18 protein-coding genes and 2 riboswitches are annotated in these 20050 nt (G+C 64.4%); of the genes, 8 read left to right on the top strand and 10 right to left on the bottom strand.

The genetic code is table 11. From position 1 onward, the window contains the following. Positions 1-59: 59 nt before the first annotated feature. The 9 genes from metF to ACW7G1_RS13225 all read right to left on the bottom strand — a co-directional run bounded on the left by metF (position 60) and on the right by ACW7G1_RS13225 (position 11039). The gene (gene metF, locus ACW7G1_RS13265) at positions 60-884 is read right to left on the bottom strand and encodes a methylenetetrahydrofolate reductase [NAD(P)H] (protein WP_456980234.1); all 825 of its coding nucleotides are present in this window, start codon (positions 882-884) and stop codon (positions 60-62) included. 130 nt (positions 885-1014) lie between these two features. After that, a complete protein-coding gene (ahcY, locus tag ACW7G1_RS13260; RefSeq protein WP_456980233.1) occupies positions 1015-2475 on the bottom strand; it encodes an adenosylhomocysteinase in 1461 nt (486 codons plus the stop codon). Between the two features lie 57 nt (positions 2476-2532). Then, positions 2533-2637: riboswitch (S-adenosyl-L-homocysteine riboswitch) on the bottom strand. Between the two features lie 34 nt (positions 2638-2671). Further along, positions 2672-4264, bottom strand: coding sequence for an SDR family NAD(P)-dependent oxidoreductase (locus ACW7G1_RS13255; protein ID WP_456980384.1), 1593 nt, complete (start codon positions 4262-4264; stop codon positions 2672-2674). Between the two features lie 205 nt (positions 4265-4469). Then, complete coding sequence (gene metK / locus ACW7G1_RS13250) at positions 4470-5708, bottom strand: methionine adenosyltransferase (protein WP_456980232.1); 1239 nt, start codon at positions 5706-5708, stop codon at positions 4470-4472. 145 nt (positions 5709-5853) lie between these two features. After that, positions 5854-6852, bottom strand: coding sequence for a tRNA dihydrouridine synthase DusB (gene dusB / locus ACW7G1_RS13245; protein ID WP_456980231.1), 999 nt, complete (start codon positions 6850-6852; stop codon positions 5854-5856). A 10-nt stretch (positions 6853-6862) separates the two neighbouring features. Next, positions 6863-7852: a ribokinase gene (locus tag ACW7G1_RS13240; RefSeq protein ID WP_456980230.1), complete on the bottom strand. Its 990-nt coding sequence runs from the start codon at positions 7850-7852 to the stop codon at positions 6863-6865. A 13-nt stretch (positions 7853-7865) separates the two neighbouring features. After that, complete coding sequence (locus ACW7G1_RS13235) at positions 7866-9140, bottom strand: nucleoside permease (RefSeq protein WP_456980229.1); 1275 nt, start codon at positions 9138-9140, stop codon at positions 7866-7868. 122 nt (positions 9141-9262) lie between these two features. Beyond that, entirely contained in the window at positions 9263-10399 is a 1137-nt protein-coding gene (locus ACW7G1_RS13230) for a diguanylate cyclase (protein ID WP_456980228.1), read from the bottom strand. 61 nt (positions 10400-10460) lie between these two features. Then, positions 10461-11039 carry a TMEM165/GDT1 family protein gene (locus ACW7G1_RS13225; RefSeq protein WP_456980227.1) on the bottom strand — a complete coding sequence of 193 codons (579 nt, stop codon included), beginning with the start codon at positions 11037-11039 and terminating at the stop codon, positions 10461-10463. A gap of 73 nt (positions 11040-11112) precedes the next feature. Further along, positions 11113-11279: riboswitch (yybP-ykoY riboswitch) on the bottom strand. A gap of 116 nt (positions 11280-11395) precedes the next feature. On the opposite strand from ACW7G1_RS13225, the gene ACW7G1_RS13220 reads away from it, so the two are divergent. The 8 genes from ACW7G1_RS13220 to gcvH all read left to right on the top strand — a co-directional run bounded on the left by ACW7G1_RS13220 (position 11396) and on the right by gcvH (position 19259). After that, positions 11396-12367 (top strand): potassium channel beta subunit family protein, encoded by a 972-nt coding sequence (locus ACW7G1_RS13220; protein WP_456980226.1) that lies wholly within the window; start codon positions 11396-11398, stop codon positions 12365-12367. Between the two features lie 77 nt (positions 12368-12444). Next, positions 12445-12678 carry a hemin uptake protein HemP gene (locus tag ACW7G1_RS13215; protein WP_456980383.1) on the top strand — a complete coding sequence of 78 codons (234 nt, stop codon included), beginning with the start codon at positions 12445-12447 and terminating at the stop codon, positions 12676-12678. 129 nt (positions 12679-12807) lie between these two features. Then, on the top strand, positions 12808-15033 hold the full coding sequence (locus tag ACW7G1_RS13210) for a TonB-dependent hemoglobin/transferrin/lactoferrin family receptor (protein ID WP_456980225.1): 2226 nt from the start codon (positions 12808-12810) through the stop codon (positions 15031-15033). 89 nt (positions 15034-15122) lie between these two features. Then, a complete protein-coding gene (locus tag ACW7G1_RS13205; RefSeq protein ID WP_456980224.1) occupies positions 15123-16082 on the top strand; it encodes a DUF6607 family protein in 960 nt (319 codons plus the stop codon). Between the two features lie 58 nt (positions 16083-16140). Beyond that, on the top strand, positions 16141-17097 hold the full coding sequence (locus tag ACW7G1_RS13200; RefSeq protein WP_456980223.1) for an SPFH domain-containing protein: 957 nt from the start codon (positions 16141-16143) through the stop codon (positions 17095-17097). A 3-nt stretch (positions 17098-17100) separates the two neighbouring features. Continuing rightward, complete coding sequence (locus ACW7G1_RS13195) at positions 17101-17538, top strand: NfeD family protein (RefSeq protein ID WP_456980222.1); 438 nt, start codon at positions 17101-17103, stop codon at positions 17536-17538. A gap of 89 nt (positions 17539-17627) precedes the next feature. After that, complete coding sequence (gcvT, locus tag ACW7G1_RS13190; protein WP_456980221.1) at positions 17628-18764, top strand: glycine cleavage system aminomethyltransferase GcvT; 1137 nt, start codon at positions 17628-17630, stop codon at positions 18762-18764. Positions 18765-18863: 99 nt separating this feature from the next. Then, positions 18864-19259, top strand: coding sequence for a glycine cleavage system protein GcvH (gene gcvH, locus ACW7G1_RS13185; RefSeq protein WP_456980220.1), 396 nt, complete (start codon positions 18864-18866; stop codon positions 19257-19259). 86 nt (positions 19260-19345) lie between these two features. Here the strand turns inward: gcvH and ACW7G1_RS13180 are convergent, their stop codons facing one another. Further along, positions 19346-19513: a hypothetical protein gene (locus tag ACW7G1_RS13180; RefSeq protein WP_456980219.1), complete on the bottom strand. Its 168-nt coding sequence runs from the start codon at positions 19511-19513 to the stop codon at positions 19346-19348. Positions 19514-20050 lie beyond the last annotated feature (537 nt).

Raw genomic sequence — 20050 nt, 5'->3', positions numbered from 1 at the left:
GTCAAAGCCTTGTAACCAAAGGGCGTCAGGACTGAACGCCCTCGCAACCGCCGCTGAACTCAGGCCAACTTGGCGAGTACGTTCATGCTCGGTTTTGCCAGGTTCAGCGTGTAGAAGTGCAGGCCCGGGGCGCCGCCTTCAACCAATCGCCTGCACAAACCAGCCACCACGTCGGTGGCAAAACCGCGGATGCTTTCGGCGTCGTCGCCATAGGCCAGCATGCGTTGGGCGATCCAGCGCGGGATCTCGGCGCCGCACATTTCGGAGAAACGCCGGAGCTGGCTGAAGTTCGAGATCGGCATGATCCCGGGCACGATCGGGATGTCGACGCCGGCGGCGCGGACGTCATCGACAAAGCGGAAGTAGGCGTCGGCGTTGTAGAAGTACTGGGTGATCGCGCCGTCGGCGCCGGCCTCTACCTTGCGCACGAAGTGGCCGATGTCGGAATGGGCATCGCGTGCCTGCGGGTGCACCTCGGGGTAGGCGGCGACCTCGATGTGGAACTGGCCGTCGTGCTCGCGACGGATGAACTCGACCAGGTCGGTGGCGTAACGGAAGTCGCCGGGATGGCCCATGCCCGACGGCAGGTCGCCGCGCAGGGCGACGATGCGGCGGCAGCCCATGGCCTTGTAGCGCTGCAGCAGCTCGCCCAGTTCGGCGCGGGTGCCGCCGACGCAGGAGATGTGCGGCGCCGAGCTGAGCGCATGGCGGTGCTGCAGCCGCTCGACGGTTTCCGGCGTGTAGCTCAGGGTCGAGCCACCGGCGCCGAAGGTGCACGACACGTATTCCGGCGAGTGCGCCTTGAGCTTGGTGGTGGTGCGGTCGAGTTGCGCGCGCTGCTCGTCGGTCTTGGGCGGGTAGAACTCGAAGCTGATCGGGATCATGGGCGCGTAGACAGGTTGGGAATCGCGTGAGTATATCGCTTCATCGCGATGAACATTCAAGTTCCCATCTCGCGCAACAAAAACGGGCGCCGAAGCGCCCGTTTTCAATAGAGTCCGACTGGACGATCGATCAGTAGCGGTAATGATCCGGCTTGTACGGGCCTTCGACCGGCACGCCAAGGTATTCGGCTTGTTCGTTGCTCAGCGTGGTCAGCTTCACGCCGATCTTCTCCAGGTGCAGTCGCGCGACTTCTTCGTCGAGCTTCTTGGGCAGCAGGTAGACCTGCTTGCCGTAGCTGTCCTTGTTCGCCCACAGGTCGATCTGGGCGAGGGTCTGGTTGGCAAACGAGTTGGACATCACGAAGCTCGGATGGCCGGTGGCGCAGCCCAGGTTGACAAGCCGGCCTTCGGCCAGCAGGAAGATCGCGTTGCCGTTCGGGAAGATGAACTTGTCCACCTGCGGCTTGATGTTGACGTGCTCGACGCCCTTGAGCTCCTTCAGCGCGTCGACCTGGATCTCGTTGTCGAAGTGGCCGATGTTGCACACGATCGCCTGGTCCTTCATCGCCTGCATGTGCACGGCGGTGATGATGTCCTTGTTGCCGGTGGTGGTGACGTAGATGTCGCCGCGGCCCAGGGTGGACTCGATGGTGTTGACCTCGAATCCTTCCATCGCCGCCTGCAGGGCGCAGATCGGGTCGATTTCGGTGACCACCACGCGCGCGCCGTAGGCTTGCAGCGATGCCGCGCAGCCCTTGCCGACGTCGCCATAGCCGCAGACCACCGCAACCTTGCCGGCCAGCATCACGTCCATCGCGCGCTTCAGGCCATCGGCCAGCGACTCGCGGCAGCCGTACAGGTTGTCGAACTTGGACTTGGTGACCGAGTCGTTGACGTTGATCGCCGGGATCAGCAGCGAGCCGGCTTCGGCCAGCTGGTACAGGCGGTGCACGCCGGTGGTGGTCTCTTCGGAGACGCCCTTCCAGTCATTGACCACGGTGTGCCAGTAACCCGGGCGCTCGGTCGCGACACGCTTGAGCAGGTTCTTGATCACCTGCTCCTCGTGCGAGGTGGCCGGCTCATCGACCCACTTGCTGCCGTTCTCGAGCTCATAGCCCTTGTGGATCAGCAGGGTCACGTCGCCGCCGTCGTCGACCACCAGCTGCGGCCCGAGAAATTTTTCTTTACCGTCCGCGCCCTTGCCGTCGCGGAAGCTCAACGCCTCCAGCGTGCAGTCCCAGTACTCCTCCAGCGACTCGCCCTTCCAGGCGAACACCGGGGTGCCGGTGGCGGCGATCGCGGCGGCGGCGTGGTCTTGGGTGCTGAAGATGTTGCACGACGCCCAGCGCACGTCGGCGCCGATGTCCTTCAGCGTCTCGATCAGCACCGCGGTCTGGATCGTCATGTGCAACGAGCCGGTCACGCGCACGCCCTTGAGCGGGGCCTCGGCGGCGTGCTTGCGGCGGATTGACATCAGGCCCGGCATCTCGTGCTCGGCGATGTCGAGTTCCTTGCGTCCCCAGTCGGCCAGGGAAATGTCGGCGATCTTGTAATCGCCTTCGGTCGAGAAGGTCTTGGTAGTGTCGTTCATGGTGTGCTCCGGTTCGGTCCCTGCCGCATCGAACATGCGGACGTCAGGGCGGGTAATTGCAACCGGGCGCCGTTGTTGCGGACGGCACGTCCATGGGACGTGTCATCGGTTCTGCCAAGCCTGGCCGTACTCTGGGTCACGGTCGCAGCGCCCCTTGGCGGACCGGTCGATTATACCGGTTCGGTCCGGGCAATCGTTACCAGTCGGTCGGCTTGTAGTCCTTCAGGAACTGGCCCCAGACGTGCTCGCCGGTATTGATGCCATTGATGATCGGATCGACGATCCGCGCCGCACCATCAATGATGTCCAGCGGCGGATGGAAGCGTTCTTCCAGCACCTTGCGCGCGGCCAGCTCGGCCGGATCCTCGTCGGTCACCCAGCCGGTATCGACGCTGTTCATGTGGATGCCATCGCCGTGGTAATCGGCGGCCGAGGTGCGCGTCATCATGTTCAACGCCGCCTTGGCCATGTTGGTATGCGGATGGCGGGTGGTCTTGAAGTTGCGATAAAACTGGCCCTCCACCGCGGACACGTTGACGATGTGCTTGTCGCGGGTCGGTGCGCTGCCATCCGCGCTGCGCAGCATCAGCGGCTTCAGGCGTGCGTTGATGAGGAACGGTGCGATCGCGTTCACCAGTTGCACCTCCAGCAATTCCACCGACGGCACCTCGTGCATCTGCAGCCGCCAGGAATTGCGCCCGCGCAGGTCAACCTGCTGCAGGTCCTGGTCGAGCCGACCTTCGGGGAACAGGTGTTTCTGGCCCAGCAGTTCCTCCGCCAGCAGCGGCACCTGCGACAGCTCGGCCGCACGCAGCAGCCCGGCGGCCTCGCCAGCCATCGTTGGCAAGTCACTGCGCGCCGCCGCGGCCTGCACCGATGCGGTCGCCTCGCCGAGCAGGTCCTGGCTGCGCAAGCCCTCGTAATTGCCGATCAGCTGGCGCACCGCTTCCGGCGTATCGCGCAGCGCCGCGGTCTCGCCGGCCATCATGTGGGCGTAGAACTCCGGCGGGCGACGCACCGTCTGGCAGGCGTTGTTGATGATGAAATCCAGCCGCGGGCGGGTGGCCAGCAGCTCGCTGCAAAACGCCTCTACGCTTGGCGTATGGCGCAGGTCCAGGCCAAACACCTCCAGCCGGTGGCCCCAGTCGCCAAAATCCGGCTCCTGCGCGTAGCGGGCGGCGGAATCGCGGGGGAAGCGGGTGGTGACAATCAGTTCCGCGCCCGCGCGCAGCAGTTTCAGTCCGGCCTGATAGCCGATCTTGACCCGCCCGCCGGTCAGCAGTGCGACCCGGCCGCTGAGGTCGGCCAGCTCGGTGCGTTTGTGAAAGTTGAACGCCGCGCAGGCCGGGCACAGCTGGTCGTAGAAGTGGTGCACATGGGTGTATTTCTGCTTGCAGACGTAGCAGTGCAGCAGCTCGGGAGATTCGTGGCCGGCGTCGGCTGCCTCGAGTTCGCCCTGTGCCAGCAACGCCTGTGCGCCGGGGCCGTGTGGTGGAAAGTAGTTGAGCGCGGTGAACACCGGCTTGCGCCGCAGCGTGCGGATGCCGGTCTGGTTCAGCGCCGCGTCGGCACGGCGGATCTTCTCGGCATTGAGCTCGCGCTCGCGCGCCTTGAGTTTTTGTCGACGGGTGCCCGGTTCGGGGTGATAGACCCGGGCGACGGCCTGGTGCAGCCGCTTGCGCTCGGCATCGGGCACGGCATCGAGCAAGGTGCGGTCAGCGGCGACGGCCTCCAGCAGCTCCAACGCCGCGCGCAGGCGCTCGGGCGAGAGATGGTCGCTATCGTCCATCGGCGGTGGGGTGGTGTCGGTGTTCAAGGAGCGCAATCCGTGTTCTGGGGCGGGGTGCCGCTGGTCGTGCGACCAACGAAGAGGGGCGGTTGTGATCGGTGCGGATGCCGCCGTGAATGTCACGGCGAGAAACGTAAACGGGCCGCGAGAGGCGGCCCGTTTACGACGACATCATTCCGATTGCAGCCGCGCAAGCCGCGCCATTCTACTTCTTCAGCTTCGCCGCCTTGCGCAGCTCTTCGGCCTTGTCGGTTTTCTCCCACGAGAACGCCGTCGCCTTGTGGGTCACGCCAACCGAGTCGGTGTAGCTGACGTCCCTGGGCTTGCGGCCGAAGTGACCGTAAGCCGCGGTCGCCTGATAGACCGGGTGGATCAGGTCGAGCATCTTGACGATGCCGTACGGGCGCAGGTCGAAATGCTTGCGGATCAGCAGTTCGAGCTTGTCATCGCTGATCTTGCCGGTGCCGAAGGTGGTGACCGAGATCGAGGTCGGCTCGGCGACGCCGATCGCGTAGGACAACTGCACCTCGCACTTGTCGGCCAGACCGGCGGCGACCAGGTTCTTGGCCACGTAACGCGCGGCGTAGGCGGCCGAACGGTCGACCTTGGATGGGTCCTTGCCGGAGAACGCACCGCCACCGTGGCGCGCCATGCCGCCGTAGGTGTCAACAATGATTTTGCGCCCGGTCAGGCCGCAATCGCCCACCGGCCCGCCCACCACGAAGATGCCTGTCGGGTTGATGTGGATCTTGTTCTTGGGCAGTGACTCCAGCCACGCCTTCGGCAGCACCGGCTTGAGGATGTGCTCGCGGACCGCCTCGACCAGGTCCTTCTGCTTGATGCCCGGATCGTGCTGGGTCGACAGCACCACCGCATCCAGGCCGGCGATCTGGCCGGCGTCGTCATAGCGCAGGGTGACCTGGCTCTTGGCGTCCGGACGCAGCCACGGCAGCGGGGAGTTCTTCTTCTTGCGGATCTTCGCCTGCTGCTCGACCAGCCGATGGCTGTAATAGATCGGCGCCGGCATGAACTCGGGGGCCTCGTTGCAGGCATAGCCGAACATCAGCCCCTGGTCGCCCGCGCCTTGTTCTTCCGGCTTTTTCAGCTTCTTCTTGCTGCCATCCACGCCGGCGGCGATATCAAGCGACTGCTTGCCGATCAGGTTCAACACGCCGCAGGTGGCGCCGTCAAAACCGACCTCGGAGCTGTTGTAGCCGATATCCAGGATGACCTTGCGGGTCACCTCTTCCAGATCGATCCACGCCGAGGTGGTGATCTCGCCAGCGACGATGGCGACGCCGGTCTTGACCATGGTTTCGCAGGCCACGCGGGCGCGCTTGTCCTGGGTCAGGATCGCATCCAGGACGGCGTCGGAGATCTGGTCGGCGATCTTGTCCGGGTGGCCTTCGGAAACGGATTCGGAGGTAAACAGGTAGCTGGACATCAGGGCTATATCCTTGCATTCGGATAAAGGGATGGGTGCGAATGATACAGGCAACATCTGGTTGGCGCATTGTGCCGTGACCGGAGTTTGCCTGTGGTTAAGGTGGTACTGAGGGCGGGTGGCCGGCTCCAGCCGAGGAGTATATTCAGGCGGCGACGGGCAGCTGCGGCGCGACGCCGGCGATCAACGCGTCGAAATAATCCCGGGTCAGCCGGACCTGCAGTTGGGCGGTCTCGGCCTGGTTGACCACGGCGCGGAAGGCGGTGTTTTCCGGGTGGTCTTTCGCATACCAACCCAGGTGCTTGCGCGCGATACGCACGCCGGAACGCTCGCCATAGAACCGGTGAAGGTGATCAAGGTGACCCAGCAACACGTCACGCACCTCGACCAGGGAAGGCTCGGCCAGCAACTCGCCGGTGGCCAGGTAATGGGCAATCCCGCGGAATATCCAGGGCCGGCCTTGCGCGGCACGCCCCACCATCACCGCATCACAACCGGTGTATTTCAACACCGCCTCGGCCTTGAGCGGGGAGTCGATATCGCCATTGGCCATGACCGGGATCGACAGCGCGGCCTTGACCTCGGCGATGGTGTCGTACTCGGCCACGCCTTTGTACTGTTGGTCTCGGGTGCGTCCATGCACCGCCAATGCGGCGATGCCGGCGGACTCGGCGATGCGGGCGATCTCCAGCGCATTGCGTTGGCCGGCCGCCCAGCCAGTGCGGATCTTCAGCGTCACCGGAACATCGACCGCGTTGACCACTGCTTCCACGATCCGCGAAACCAATGCCGGCTCGCGCATCAGCGCCGACCCGGCCCACGCGTTGCAGACCTTCTTGGCCGGGCAACCCATGTTGATGTCGATGATCTGCGCTCCCTGATCGACGTTGTGGCGCGCCGCGTCGGCCATGATCGCCGGCACGGTACCGGCGATCTGGATGCTGATCGGCGCCGGCTCGCCGGCATGGTCCATGCGGTGGCGGGACTTGGTTGTCGCCCAGAAACGCGGGTCGGACGTGGTCATCTCCGACACGCACAAGCCCGCACCCAGGCGCTTGCACAGCACCCGGAACGGCTTGTCGGTGACCCCGGCCATGGGGGCGAGGATCACTTTCGGGTCAATGGTGTAAGGGCCGATCTGCATGGTGGGTATTCTAGCTGGCGGGGATGACGGCAATGACCCCGTCCGCTTCCGGACGCAGGCGTGGCATTGCCTGTGCGGCGCCGGTGTGTTCGGTGGCGCGTGCGGCGTAGCGGTTGGCAAAGGCTATGTGCCGGGCGAAGGGATGCGACGGCAGCTGGGCGATCGATGCCACCAGCGCGCCGTTGAAGGCGTCGCCGGCGCCGGTGGTGTCGACCACCTGCGCCAAGGCGGCGGCAACCCGATAGAACACGCGGTCATCGCCGCGGCGTTGGTGCTCGACGTGGGACACAAAGCAGCCGGCCGCGCCGAGGGTGATGATCACGCTCCCATGCGGCAACAATTTGCGGCAGTGGCCGTGCAGGGTTGCATCGTCCAAGGCGCCGAGATCGTCGGCGGCCAGCCGGTCGCCGTGGTGGCGAAGCAACTGCGAACAGAACTCCGACTCGTTGGGCGTGATCAGGTCGCTGAGCGCCAGCAGGGCGGTGGTCAGGTCGGCATCCGCCGGCGCCGGGTTGAGCACCGTCATCACGTCGTTGGCGCGGGCAATCGCGAACCCGGCCGCCACCGCCGCGACCGGCGACTCCAGTTGCGCCAGCACCACCGTTGAGGCGGCCAGCACGCGGCCCTGCGCATGCACGAAGTCCGCGCCCAGATCCGCGTTCGCACCGGGACCGAAGACGATGCTGTTGCGACCCTGCCGGTCGACGTAGATGCCGGCGGTCCCGGTGGGCGCATCGCTGTCGGCGGCGTGCAGCTCGATGCCGTCCGCGCCCGCCAACGAGCGGGCGAGCTGGCCGCCCGCGTCGGAACCCAGTGAGCAGACGAACGCGGTCTGTGCTCCTGCGCGCGCAGCCGCTGTGGCCTGGTTGAAGCCCTTGCCGCCCGGGCCGGTATGGTACGTGCCGGCCAGCGTTTCACCGACTTGCGGCAGGGTCGGCAGCGCCCACACGTGGTCGATGTTGAACGAACCGATGATGGTGACCGTGCCGACCGGCGTCATCCTTCGCTCCCGCTCAGGCACCGAGATCGCCGGCGCGGCGCTGGTCCGCAACCGCCGCGGACTCGCGCTTGTGCTTGAACAACGGCACGAACAGCACCGTGATGGCGAGCGCGTACAGCGCAAAGGTCATCCAGATGCCATGCCAGTTTTTGCTCTGGTCCGGATAGGTGAACCAGTGCTCGATGATGAAGCCGCTCAACACGCTGCCCAGCACCGCGCCGACACCGTTGGTCATCATCATGAACAAGCCTTGCGCGCTGGCCCGTATCTTCGGGTCGCTCTGGCTTTCGACGAACAGCGAACCGGAGATGTTGAAAAAGTCGAAGGCCATGCCGTAGACGATGCAAGACAGCACGATCATCCACAAGCCGTCGCCCGGATCGCCATAGGCGAACAGCCCGAAGCGCAGGAACCACGCCAGCATGCTCATGATCATCACCGCCTTGATCCCGAAGCGCTTCAGGAAGAACGGGATGGTCAGGATGAACAGTGCCTCGGAGATCTGCGAGATCGACATGATGATGGCCGGGTAGCGCACCGTCAGCGTGTCCCTGTAGCGCGCGTCATTGGCGAAGTCGTGCAGGAACGTATCGCCATAGGCATTGGTCAGCTGCAGCGCTGCGCCCAGCAGCATCGCGAAGATGAAGAAGATCGCCATGTTGCGATCACGGAACAGCCGGAACGAAGTCAGCCCGAGCGCGTCCACCAGCGAGTGCTTTTCACTCTTGCCCAGCTTGGGCGGACACGGTGGCAGAGTGAATGCGTACAACCCAAGCAGCAACGAGGCGCCGGCGGCGACGTAGAACTGACCGGCCGAGGTCTCCAGCTGCAGCAGGCTGACCGTCCATAAAGCGGCGATGAACCCGACCGTTCCCCAGACCCGGATCGGCGGATAGTCGCTCACCACGTCGCGGCCCTCGTTCTTCAGCGCGTTGTACGCCACCGTGATCGCCAGTGCGATCGTCGGCATGTAGAACAGCATGTTGAGCAGCATCACCCAGAACATCGTGGTCGGGTTGTCGACCCGGGGCAGGAAGAACAGCACCACCGCCCCGCCAATGTGCAGCAGGCCGTACAGCTTCTCTGCATTGATCCACTTGTCCGCGACGATGCCCATCAACGAGGGCATGAACAGCGAAGCGATGCCCATGGTCGAGAAGATCGCGCCAAACCCGGTGCCCGACCACTCCTTGTTCTGGAACCAGTAGGCGCCAATGGTCAACAGCCACGCGCCCCAGACAAAGAACTGCAGGAAGTTCAGCACGATCAGTCGAAGTTTCAGGCTCACCAGATTTGCTTCCCTTGGTCACGGCCCGCATTGAGCCATCGTTGCAGGGCAGCGTAGAGGGAAATGACGTGGTGGTGAAGCGTTGCGCTTGGGCGCAGGGGAAATGCGCCGCTGCCGCGCGCTCAGCCCTCGCGGGCGATGACCCGGTTGCGACCTTCACGCTTGGCCACTTTCAGGCGTTGATCGGCACGACGCAGCAGCTTGGACAAGTCGTGTCCGTCCTGCGGACTGGCGGCGATCCCGGCGCTGAATGTCAACCACATTGGCTCGAGCTGGCCGCGTTCAGGGTTGAACGGATGTTCCGCCAGTACGTGCCGTATTGCCTCTACCCGTTCCCAGGCGGTGCCTACCGGTTGCCGCATCACCAGCACCAACTCCTCCCCGCCCAGTCGCACCAGCCAGTCACCCGGTTCCACCGCCTCCTGGATGACGCTGACCACGTGGCGTAGCGCCCGGTCACCGGCGTGGTGTCCGGCTTCATCGTTGACCCGCTTGAAGTGGTCGATATCGATCAACGCCAAGCTCAGGCTGTGACCGTCCTGGTTGGCGGCCTGGAGCAACCGCGGCATCCGGTGCAGCAACCAGGTGCGGTTGGGCAGCCGCGTCAGCCCGTCGGTACCGGACATCTCCACCAGCCGTTGGGTCCGGTAAACCACCGTGGCGGTGAGCAGGGTCACGATCACCAGCAGCAGCAATCGCTGGATCTGGGTGCTGGCGGTAATCGCCCCATAATCGCTGGAGAGCAACTGTTCCGGTGAAGTTGCCGCGGAAAAGACCAGCGCGCTCAACAGACCGTATTGCACCAGCGCCAGTACGCCGGCAAACACGGTAGTGCGACCGTCATTTCGCAACGCCGTCAGCAGGATCGCAAGGAAGTAACAGCACCACACGACCATGCTGTTGAGTGCGGCAGGCAAATGCTGGGTGGCCAGTACGACCAGCACCAGCGTGGTGGCGGTGACGTCGAAGGCGGCGGTCGCGAATGGAAGCCAGCGATAGTGGCGCGGCCGGCGTGCCAGTTGTAACCAGAGCAGGGAAATCAGGTTGGCGAATATTGCCCCGCCCAGTCCGGTCAGGGTCTCGGCGACCGAGCCGCCCGTCAATGCATGCGCCAACGGCAGCAACAGCAACAATGCGGCGATGACCACCCGCAGCCGGGCCACCAGCAACTCACCGCTGGCGCCGCTTTCAAGCATGATCTCGTCAGGTCGCGACAGCAGCGTCCTTACCGCCTCGCTGAAACCTTGCTGGCTATCCATCGCGTCCCCTCAATGCCTGCGGCGAGGATAGCGCGAGCGCGTGGCGGATGTTGGTGGGAGGCTACCCCAGGCCGCGCGCTGCCACCCAGATACCCAGGCCTGCGAATACCGCCGCGGCCACGTAACGTGCTGCCTTGAGCGGCAACCGATCGGCGAACCGGCTGCCCAGCAGGACTACCGGCACGTTCGCCAGCAGCATGCCGACGGTGGTGCCGACCACCACCTCCCACAAGGGCGAATACTTTGCCGCCAACAACACCGTGGCGACCTGGGTCTTGTCGCCGATCTCGGCAACGAAGAAGGCGATGGTGGTGGCGATGAATGCGCCACGTGCCGGCGTCGGCGAATCGTCCTCGTCGAGTGTGTCGGGCTTGAGCGTCCACAATGCGACGGCGATGAAGCTGGCCGCCACGATCCAGCGCAGCGACTCGGGCTGTAGCCATTGTGCAACCATCGTTCCGAACCAGGCCGCAAGTGCGTGGTTGAGGATGGTCGCGACAAAAATGCCGCCGATGATCGGCCATGGCTTGCGGAATCGCGCGGCCAGCAGCAGTGCCAGCAGTTGGGTCTTGTCGCCGATCTCTGCCAGGGCCACGGTGCCGGCCGAGAGCAGGGCGGTCGCAAGCGGGAATGCATCCATTTCAAGTTCCAGGGGCCGGGCGGCGTGGTGACGAAAGCAGGCCGCGCCGCCCGACCCGGGCCGTCCTGTGAAGGGGGCCGCCCATGGGTTGTCTGCGCATGCCTGCCTTCGGTCTCGTCCACGCCACATCATCGGATGCGACCCGCATGCACCATGGCCAGCCGGCCAAGTATGTTGATGCATGCTCCCGTGTCGATGTGTTCGACGCTACGTCGACGCGGGCGGACTACTCCCCGGAGGAAGAAGCCCGCGCAGTCTACCCCGTCGCTGTCCAAATTGTCGTGGCGGGGCAGGGCGTCGTGGTGGTCGCGGCTGCCGGATTACACTGAGGCCATCGCGTAGAAGGAGTCGTCGTCATGCAATATCGCCGCCTGGGAACTTCCGGCCTGCAACTGTCAGCGCTGTCGTTTGGTGCCTGGGTCACCTTCGGCGGGCAGATCCCCCGTGGCACCGCGCGTGAGCTGATCGCCGCCGCGTGGGATCACGGCGTCAACTTCTTCGACAATGCCGAGACCTACGGCAATGGCGTGGCCGAGCAGTTGATGGGCGATGTCATTGCCGACCTGCGGCTGCCGCGCGATGGCTACTGCGTGTCCAGCAAGGTGTACTTCGGTGCCACCGACGCCCCGCGACCGACCCAGCGCGGGTTGTCGCGCAAGCACGTCACCGACGCCTGCCACGATGCGCTCAAGCGCCTGCGCGTCGATTATCTCGATCTTTACTACTGCCACCGTCCCGATCCCGATACCCCGATCGAGGAGACCGTGTGGGCGATGGACGCGTTGATCCGCCAGGGCAAGGTGCTGTATTGGGGCACCTCGGAATGGTCTGCAGCGCAGATCCGCGAGGCGCACAAGGCCGCCCGTAATCATCACCTGCACGCACCCACCATGGAACAGCCGCAGTACAACCTGTTCCATCGCGAACGGGTCGAGCTGGAATACGCGCCGCTGTATTCCGAATACGGCATGGGCATCACCACCTGGTCGCCGCTGGCGTCCGGCCTGCTCACCGGCAAGTACAACGCCGGCATCCCCGAGCAGACCCGGCTGGGCCGGCAGGACAACGGTTGGCTGCGCAAGTTGGCGATCGGCGAGCCCGAACAGCACCGGATCGAGCGTGCCCGGAAATTCACCGCGCTGGCGGCCGAGTTCGATGTGGCTCCCGCACCGTTGGCGATCGCCTGGTGTCTGCGTAACCCGCACGTGTCCAGCGTGATCCTCGGTGCCAGCCGGGTGGAGCAGTTGTTGCAGAACCTGCAGGCCATCGAACTGCTGGAGCGGCTGGACGAGACGTGCTGGCACAAGGTACGCGTCGTGGCGGCCTGAGCGGGGGGATACGGTACCGCTTGATTCTCAAATGAGAATGATTATCATCATCAGTCAATCCTGATCGAGTAATGCCCATGCGCCCGCAGTTCTCGTTGGCCCATTCGCCGGATGTCCAGCTCAAGTCACGCATCGCCAACCCGGTTTCCTTCCCCCAGACGTTCCGGCCGCAAGCGCCGGCGTCGTTGGCGCCTGGCCAGTTCGACAGCGACTCGTTGCTCGGCGGCGCGCGCGAAGTGCTGATCCGTCACGGTGGCGAGGTCTATCGCCTGCGCCATACGCGTAACGACAAGTTGATCCTGACCAAGTAGCTCCCTTTCCACGGTTGCCTGTCCCGCGGTGGCCACACCGCGCGGCTGCACGACGATATTTCCCAGGTCGCCCGCCACCGGTATCCGCCGCAAGCCAGCTCGCCATCATTCTTTCCGAGCGAGCCCGATATGCTGCCCCATCCGTTGTTTTTCGCCCTGTGCCTGGCGTTGCCCGGCATTGCCGTTGCCAGTGACCAGTCTTCCCAGGCCACAGCTGCGGTCGTTGCCGCTGAACTGGATCGTGTGGTGGTGACCGCCACCCGCACAACGCGCCAGATTGTCGATGTGCCCAATACGGTCGACGTGATCGAGCGTGAGCGGATGGACGACATCCTGGCGAACAACCTGAGGGACCTGTTCCGTTATGAGCCCGGCATCAGCGTGCCCGCGGAGTTTGGCCGCTTCGGTATCGGCGGCATCCGCATCCGCGGCCTGGATGGCAATCGGGTGCGCATCCAGACCGATGGCATCCCGGTGGCGGATGCATTTGCGATCGGCGGCTTCTCCAACGCCAACCGCAACTTCGTCGATCTCGATACCCTGAAACGGGTCGAGGTGGTACGCGGGCCGTCCAGTTCGCTCTACGGCTCCGACGCGCTTGGTGGGGTGGTGTCGTTCATCACCCGCGATCCGCTGGATTACCTGCGCGACGGCAAGACCGCCTACTTCGGTTTCAAGATCGGCCATGAGGGCAGCTGGAATGCCTTGTCCGGTAGCGCTACCGCGGCGTTCGCTGGCGAGCGCTGGTCGGGCATGGTCGCTGCCGGCCATCGGCAGGGCCGGGAAGCCGAAAACCAGGGAAGTGACCACAGCGAGGGCAGCTCGCGTACCGCGCCCAACCCGCAACATCGTGATGGCCGCAGCCTGCTGTCCAAACTGGTGTTCGCGCCCAATGCGTCGCAGCGCTTCCGGTTGACGGTCGAGGGCAACGAGGACGATGCGCAGACCGATGTGCTGACCTCTCGGGGGCTGCAATCGTTGACTGGCGCAAACAACCTGCAGGTCCTCGGTGATGACCATCAATCACGCGCACGCATATCGCTGAGTCACGAGCTGGATGCACTGGATGCCGGTTTCGCCGACGCCCTGGACTGGCAGCTCTATCGCCAGGACAGCCAGACCACCCAGGACAGCATCGAACGGCGCCGAACCGCCGCAGGCGTGAACGAACTGCGCGCGCGGGAATTTGATTTCGATCAGCGTCTGTATGGGCTCCAGGCAAACGCGCGCAAGTCGTTCAGCACCGGCCGGGTGGAGCATGCGCTGAGCTACGGGCTGGACCTGGCGCGCACTGAAACGCGGCAAAAACGCGACGGCCGCGTGCACAACCTGGATACCGGCGCGGTCAGCAACGCGATGCTGCCGGACGTGTTTCCGGTACGCGATTTCCCGATCAGCCGTACCACCACTGCCGCGCTCTACCTGCAGGACGAGATCGACTTCGCCGATGGCAGCTTCCGCCTGGTGCCGGCGTTGCGGATCGATCATTACGAACTGCGTCCGCGCCTGGACAACATCTTCGCCGAAGACAATCCAGGCGTGCGGGTCAGTGGCCTGACCGAGACCAATCTGTCGCCCAAGCTTGGAGCGGTCTGGCACTTCTCCACGGACTGGTCGCTGTTTGGCGGCTATTCGCGCGGCTTCCGCTCGCCGCCCTACAACGATGTCAACATCGGGTTCACCAACCTGATGTTCGGCTACACCGCCATCGCCAACCCGGACCTCAAGCCGGAAACCAGCGACGGCATCGAGCTCGGCCTTCGTTTCGCCGGCGAAGCCGTCCACGCCAGCCTGGCGGGCTACGACAGCCGCTACGACGACTTCATCGAGTCGTACCGCCTCATCGGTTTCGACGATGCCGGCCTGATGGTCTTCCAGTCGCAGAACGTCGCCGATGCGCGCATTCGTGGCCTCGAGCTCAAGGCCGGGGTCGAGCTTGGCGCGCTGGCCGATGGCCTGCAGGGATGGTCGCTGCGTGGGGCGGCGGCCTATGCGCGCGGTGACAACCGCAGCGAGGACGTGCCGCTGGACTCGGTCGACCCGCTGAGCGCCACCCTCGGGCTGGCCTGGGACCGCCATGACCGTGGCGTGGAGCTGGCCGGCCGTTTCGTCGGGCGCAAGGATCACCTGTCCGATCCGGCGCTGTACGGGCAAGGCGGTTATGGCGTGTTCGACCTGCTGGCCCATTGGCGCTTTGCTCCCGGGGCGAAGGTCAACGTTGGTGTGTTCAACCTGACCGACCGCAAGTACTGGCAATCGGGTGACGTGCCGGCGGTCGCTGCTACCAGCCGCACGCTGGATCGCTACACCAGTCCCGGCCGCAACCTTTCCGTGAGCGTGGCCTTCCAGTGGTGACGCCGCTTCGATCCTGTCTGGAGAAACCCATGTCCTTGAACCCTGTTTCCACAGAACCCATGTCCACGAAACCCATGTCCGCAAAACCCATGACCATCCTGCTATCGGCGGCATTGGCCGCCCTCACCGGGCTGGTGGCAACGCCGGCCATCGCGGCGGTGTCCAGCCCTGCTGCCGACCGTGCCGCCATCCTCGCCATGCAGGGCGAATACCTGGTCGACTTCGCCTTCGACGAGACCGTGTTGCTCCAACCTGGATACGAACGTGCGCCGGCGATGCGCAGCGGCGGCAGCGAGACAGTGATCGTGGTGGAGGACGCACCCGACAGGATCGTGTTGCAGCATATTCTGGTCGACGCCCGCAGCGGCCACGTCACCAAGCACTGGCGTCAGGATTGGGTGTACGAGGCGCCGCAGCGGTTCGAGTTCAGCGCCGACCAGACCTGGACCGTGCATGCGATTCCCGCTGACGTGACCCGCGGCGCCTGGACCCAATGCGTGTACGAGGTCAGCGACGCCCCGCGCTATTGCGGCACCGGTGAATGGCAGCATGCCAAAGGCATTTCCACCTGGACCAGCGATACCAGCTGGCGCCCGTTGCCGCGACGCGAGTACACCCGGCGCAGCGACTACAACGCGCTGGCGGTGATCAACCGGCACACCATCACTCCCGGCGGATGGTCCCACGAGCAGTTCAACACCAAGGTCCGGCGCGAGGCGGATGGCAGCCAGGTCGAACTGGCCCGCGAGTTCGGCTTCAACGATTACGTCAGGACCACCGATGTCGACTTCCAGCCCGCCTACACCTACTGGGCCGCTACCGCCGACTTCTGGGCCGGGGTACGTGCGCGCTGGTCGGACCTGCTGTCCACCAATGGCGCGCATATGAAGACCGGAATCGATGGCATGGCGATGATCATGCCGTTGTTTGCCCAGGCGGCCGAGCTCGAACAAGGGCACCAGGTGGCGGCGTCGGATATCGATGCGGTGTTTGCCGAATGGGTCGAGCCGGCGCAGACGGAAGGCCCAGCGGCGACCTCCGCGCCCTGATCCGCGCGGGGCAAGCAGCTGTGCCTATACTCGTCCCTTCAGACAAGGGGAACAGGGAATGACACTGGGATCGATACTCGCCATCGTGCTGCTGGTCGTCGGCGTCGTGATGGTATTCAAGGCGGTACGCATGGTGCCGCAAGGCTATGAGTGGACGGTCGAGGCGTTCGGCAAGTACACCCACACGCTGTCGCCGGGCCTGCACTTCCTGATCCCCGTCTACCAGGACATCGGCCGCAAGATCAACATGATGGAGCAGGTGCTGGACGTGCCCAGCCAGGACGTCATCACCAAGGACAACGCCGTGGTCAAGGTCGACGGCGTGGTCTATTTCCAGGTACTCGACGCGGCCAAGGCGGCCTACGAGGTCGCGCAGCTGGAGATCGCCACGCTCAACCTGGTGATGACCAACATCCGCACCTCGATCGGCTCCATGGACCTGGACGAATCGCTGTCGCGTCGTGACGAGATCAACGCCAAGGTGCTGGTCGCCGTCGACCAGGCCACCCATCCGTGGGGGCTGAAGGTCAACCGCATCGAGCTGAAGGACATCGCCCCGCCGCGCGACCTGGTCGAGGCGATGGCCCGGCAGATGAAGGCCGAGCGCGAGAAACGCGCCAACATCCTGGAAGCCGAGGGCTTCCGTCAGGCCGAGATCCTGAAAGCCGAGGGCCAGAAACAGGGCGCGATCCTGCATGCCGAGGGCGAGCGCGAAGCGGCTTTCCGTGAAGCGGAAGCGCGCGAGCGGCTGGCCGAGGCGGAAGCCAAGGCGACCGAGATGGTGTCCAACGCGATTTCGCAGGGCAACGTGCAGGCGATCAATTACTTCATCGCGCAGAAATACATCGAGGCGTTCAAGGCACTGGCCGAAGCGCCGAACCAGAAGTTCGTGCTGATGCCGATGGAGTCGGCCGGCGTGATCGGCTCGCTGGCCGGCATCGCCGAGTTGGCCAAGGACGCGTTGGGTCAGCAGCCCGGCAATCGCCCGGTGCCGCCGATGCGGGTTGGAGGCTGAGCCATGCATTGGGACTGGCAGGCGGTGAGCTGGGGAGCGGTCGCACTGGCGTTGTTCGCCATTGAGGCCCTCGCGCCAGGTGCGTTCATGCTCTGGCTGGGGTTTGCGGCGGCGGCGGTGTTCGTGTTGGTGTTGCTGTTCGATATGCCGTTGCTGGCACAGATAACCGCGTTCGTGGTGCTGAGCTTCGTGTCGATCCAGATCTATCGTGTCCGGTTTCGTGGTCGCGGGCGCCAAAGCGACCGGCCGAACCTCAATCGCCGCGCCGATGCGCTGGTCGGCCAGGTGGTGCCATTGCAGCAGGCGATCGTGCAGGGCCACGGACGGGTGCAGATCGCCGACGCCTATTGGGATGTCAGCGGTCCGGATCTGCCGGTCGGCGTGCCGGTGCGAATCGTCGGCAGCTCGGACATGACCCTGCTGGTCGAATCGGCCGGTTGATCGGTGGCGTCATCGGCGGGGACAACCTGCCCCGAAAATGTTCGCGTCTCTGGGATAATGACTGGCTTCCCCTTTCATCAGGATTGGTCATGACCCAGACGACGGCTTTGAAACAAACGGTCCTCAATGGCAGCCATCGTGCGCTTGGCGCCAAGATGGTCGACTTCGGCGGCTGGGACATGCCGATCCACTACGGCTCCCAGATCGACGAGCATCACGCGGTGCGCAAGACGGCGGGCATGTTCGACGTCAGCCATATGACCGTGGTCGACCTGCATGGCGAGCGCACCCGAGAGTTCCTGCGCAAGTTGGTCGCCAACTCGATCGACAAGCTGAAGAAGCCGGGCAAGGCGTTGTACACCTGCATGCTCAACGAGCGCGGCGGTGTCATCGACGACCTGATCATCTATTTCATGGCCGAGGATTTCTTCCGCCTGGTGGTCAACGCTTCCACCCGGGACAAGGACATGGCCTGGATCAACGCGCAGGCGCAGGCGTTTGACGTGCGTGTCTCCGAGCGCGAGGACCTGGCCCTGGTGGCCGTGCAGGGCCCACGGGCGCGGGATACGGTGCTCGGGTTGCTGGAAGAGGGCGAGCGCGAGCGGGTCGGCAAGCTCGCGAAATTCTCCGCGACCGATACCCGCACCGCCAACGGCACCCAGGTGTTCCTGGCGCGCACCGGCTATACCGGTGAGGACGGCTTCGAGCTGGTGCTGGAGCAGGGTCGCGCCGTTGCCTTGTGGGACGCCTTGCTCGCCGCCGACGTGAAACCCGCCGGCCTCGGTGCCCGCGATACCTTGCGCCTGGAGGCGGGCATGAACCTGTACGGCCAGGACATGGATGAGGAGGTCTCGCCCTACGAAGCCGCACTGGGCTGGACCGTATCGCTCGACGAGGGCCGTGACTTCATCGGTCGCGACGTGCTCGAGCGGCAACATGCCGATGGCGCGCCCCGGCAGCTGATCGCCCTGGTGATGGACGACCGCGGGGTGTTGCGTCACGGCCAGAAAGTGCTGACCGACCATGGCGACGGCGAAATCACCTCCGGCACCTTTTCACCCACCCTGGGCAAGGCGATCGCGTTTGCCCGGATTCCTGCTGGCGAGGTGTCGCTTGGCAGTGCCGGCAACGTGCGCGTGGACATCCGTGGCAAGGAAGTGCCGGTCCGGGTGGTGAAGTTCCCGTTCGTGCGCGACGGCCAGGCCCAGGATGGGGTATTGGCGTGAGCCGACCGGCAATCCGTGTCTCGGGACACCCCGCGGCACCCACCCTTGGTTACACTATTTGCCCCTTCATCCCATCAGCCGTAGCAGCGGAGCATTGTCATGAGTGAGATCCCCGGCGACTTGAAGTTCCAGAAAACCCACGAATGGGCCCGAGCCGAAGACGACGGCCGGGTCACGGTGGGAATATCCGACCACGCCCAGGGACTGCTGGGTGACCTGGTGTACGTCGAGTTGCCGAACATCGGTGACCGCATCGAGGCCGGCAACCCCTGCGCCGTGGTCGAGTCGGTCAAGGCTGCATCGGACATCTACGCGCCGGTCACCGGCACCGTGGTCGCGGTCAACGATGCGCTGACCGACAAGCCCGAGACCATCAACGAAGACGCATTCGGCGAAGGCTGGATCTTCGCCCTGGAGGTCGAGAATCGCGACGAGCTGGAAGAGCTGCTCGACCCCGACGCATACGGCGAGTTGATTGAAGACGACGATCACTGATCGACGCCTTGGCTTACCCGAACCCGCGTCGTTACCGACGCGGGTTTTTTTGTCGATGGACATCGCGGACAAGCCGACATCGGTGCTCACGCGATGTTGAAACCTTCGCGCATTTCGGCGCACTTGTGCTTGTGCAATGCGGTGGCGCGATGGATTGGCTTCAGATTTGGATGCGACGATTGTGTGGTGAAAATATCACCACTTGAATTTTCCGGCGCGATGCGTCGATTGCCAACTGCACCGACGCGCGGCATGGGAGCGTCATTGAAAGCCGTACTGCATATGGCTTCCTGCATGCCAGCAAAAATGCGTCATGCAAAACGGCGTTGCGTGTGTCGGCTTGAACGTGCGTGCCAGATGCCTTGGTTGAAGGGGTCGGCGACGTCACTTGGATAAATCGATCGTGCGCAATTGTTGACAGCTTGAAAGTCCGTGATTAGGTTTTGCCCAGCAGACACTTACTGCGGAAGAGAGTGAGCAAAGCCAACGCAACAACGTGTGCAACAAGTCGGGCCTCCATCACGTCAATCGAAATGGTGGCCGCGGCATTGTTGTCCCTGGCGGGAAACGCATCACGTCGTTGCAACAGGTCCATCGCAATCAGCCCGGTTCGTCAACGGCGAATCGGGTTTTTGTTTTCCCGGCGTTGCAGTCGTCAAGTCCGGTGTTGCGTGGGGCTGGTTCGAATCCGTTCCGGAGCGTCTTCTTGCACCGGCGGCTGGTCGTGGGATGTACCCACGGCATTACTTGGTACTGGGCTGTATTTACCGATAGACCACTGACGAGGAGTC

This window comes from Lysobacter sp. A378, from assembly GCF_054052125.1.
This window is presented reverse-complemented; position numbering and strand designations above follow the sequence as displayed.

What these genes read in the sequence shown, in the direction of transcription:
- metK (WP_456980232.1), bottom strand. Translation starts at nt 5,708, where the DNA reads ATGTCCAGCTACCTGTTTACCTCCGAATCCGTTTCCGAAGGCCACCCG.
- ACW7G1_RS13240 (WP_456980230.1), bottom strand. Translation starts at nt 7,852, where the DNA reads ATGACGCCGGTCGGCACGGTCACCATCATCGGTTCGTTCAACATCGAC.
- ACW7G1_RS13200 (WP_456980223.1), top strand. Translation starts at nt 16,141, where the DNA reads ATGACACTGGGATCGATACTCGCCATCGTGCTGCTGGTCGTCGGCGTC.
- dusB (WP_456980231.1), bottom strand. Translation starts at nt 6,852, where the DNA reads ATGCAGATCGGCCCTTACACCATTGACCCGAAAGTGATCCTCGCCCCC.
- ACW7G1_RS13255 (WP_456980384.1), bottom strand. Translation starts at nt 4,264, where the DNA reads ATGGACGATAGCGACCATCTCTCGCCCGAGCGCCTGCGCGCGGCGTTG.
- ACW7G1_RS13215 (WP_456980383.1), top strand. Translation starts at nt 12,445, where the DNA reads ATGCGCCCGCAGTTCTCGTTGGCCCATTCGCCGGATGTCCAGCTCAAG.
- ACW7G1_RS13230 (WP_456980228.1), bottom strand. Translation starts at nt 10,399, where the DNA reads ATGGATAGCCAGCAAGGTTTCAGCGAGGCGGTAAGGACGCTGCTGTCG.
- ACW7G1_RS13225 (WP_456980227.1), bottom strand. Translation starts at nt 11,039, where the DNA reads ATGGATGCATTCCCGCTTGCGACCGCCCTGCTCTCGGCCGGCACCGTG.
- ACW7G1_RS13205 (WP_456980224.1), top strand. Translation starts at nt 15,123, where the DNA reads ATGACCATCCTGCTATCGGCGGCATTGGCCGCCCTCACCGGGCTGGTG.
- ahcY (WP_456980233.1), bottom strand. Translation starts at nt 2,475, where the DNA reads ATGAACGACACTACCAAGACCTTCTCGACCGAAGGCGATTACAAGATC.
- ACW7G1_RS13195 (WP_456980222.1), top strand. Translation starts at nt 17,101, where the DNA reads ATGCATTGGGACTGGCAGGCGGTGAGCTGGGGAGCGGTCGCACTGGCG.
- ACW7G1_RS13220 (WP_456980226.1), top strand. Translation starts at nt 11,396, where the DNA reads ATGCAATATCGCCGCCTGGGAACTTCCGGCCTGCAACTGTCAGCGCTG.
- gcvH (WP_456980220.1), top strand. Translation starts at nt 18,864, where the DNA reads ATGAGTGAGATCCCCGGCGACTTGAAGTTCCAGAAAACCCACGAATGG.
- metF (WP_456980234.1), bottom strand. Translation starts at nt 884, where the DNA reads ATGATCCCGATCAGCTTCGAGTTCTACCCGCCCAAGACCGACGAGCAG.
- ACW7G1_RS13210 (WP_456980225.1), top strand. Translation starts at nt 12,808, where the DNA reads ATGCTGCCCCATCCGTTGTTTTTCGCCCTGTGCCTGGCGTTGCCCGGC.
- ACW7G1_RS13180 (WP_456980219.1), bottom strand. Translation starts at nt 19,513, where the DNA reads ATGCCGCGCGTCGGTGCAGTTGGCAATCGACGCATCGCGCCGGAAAAT.
- gcvT (WP_456980221.1), top strand. Translation starts at nt 17,628, where the DNA reads ATGACCCAGACGACGGCTTTGAAACAAACGGTCCTCAATGGCAGCCAT.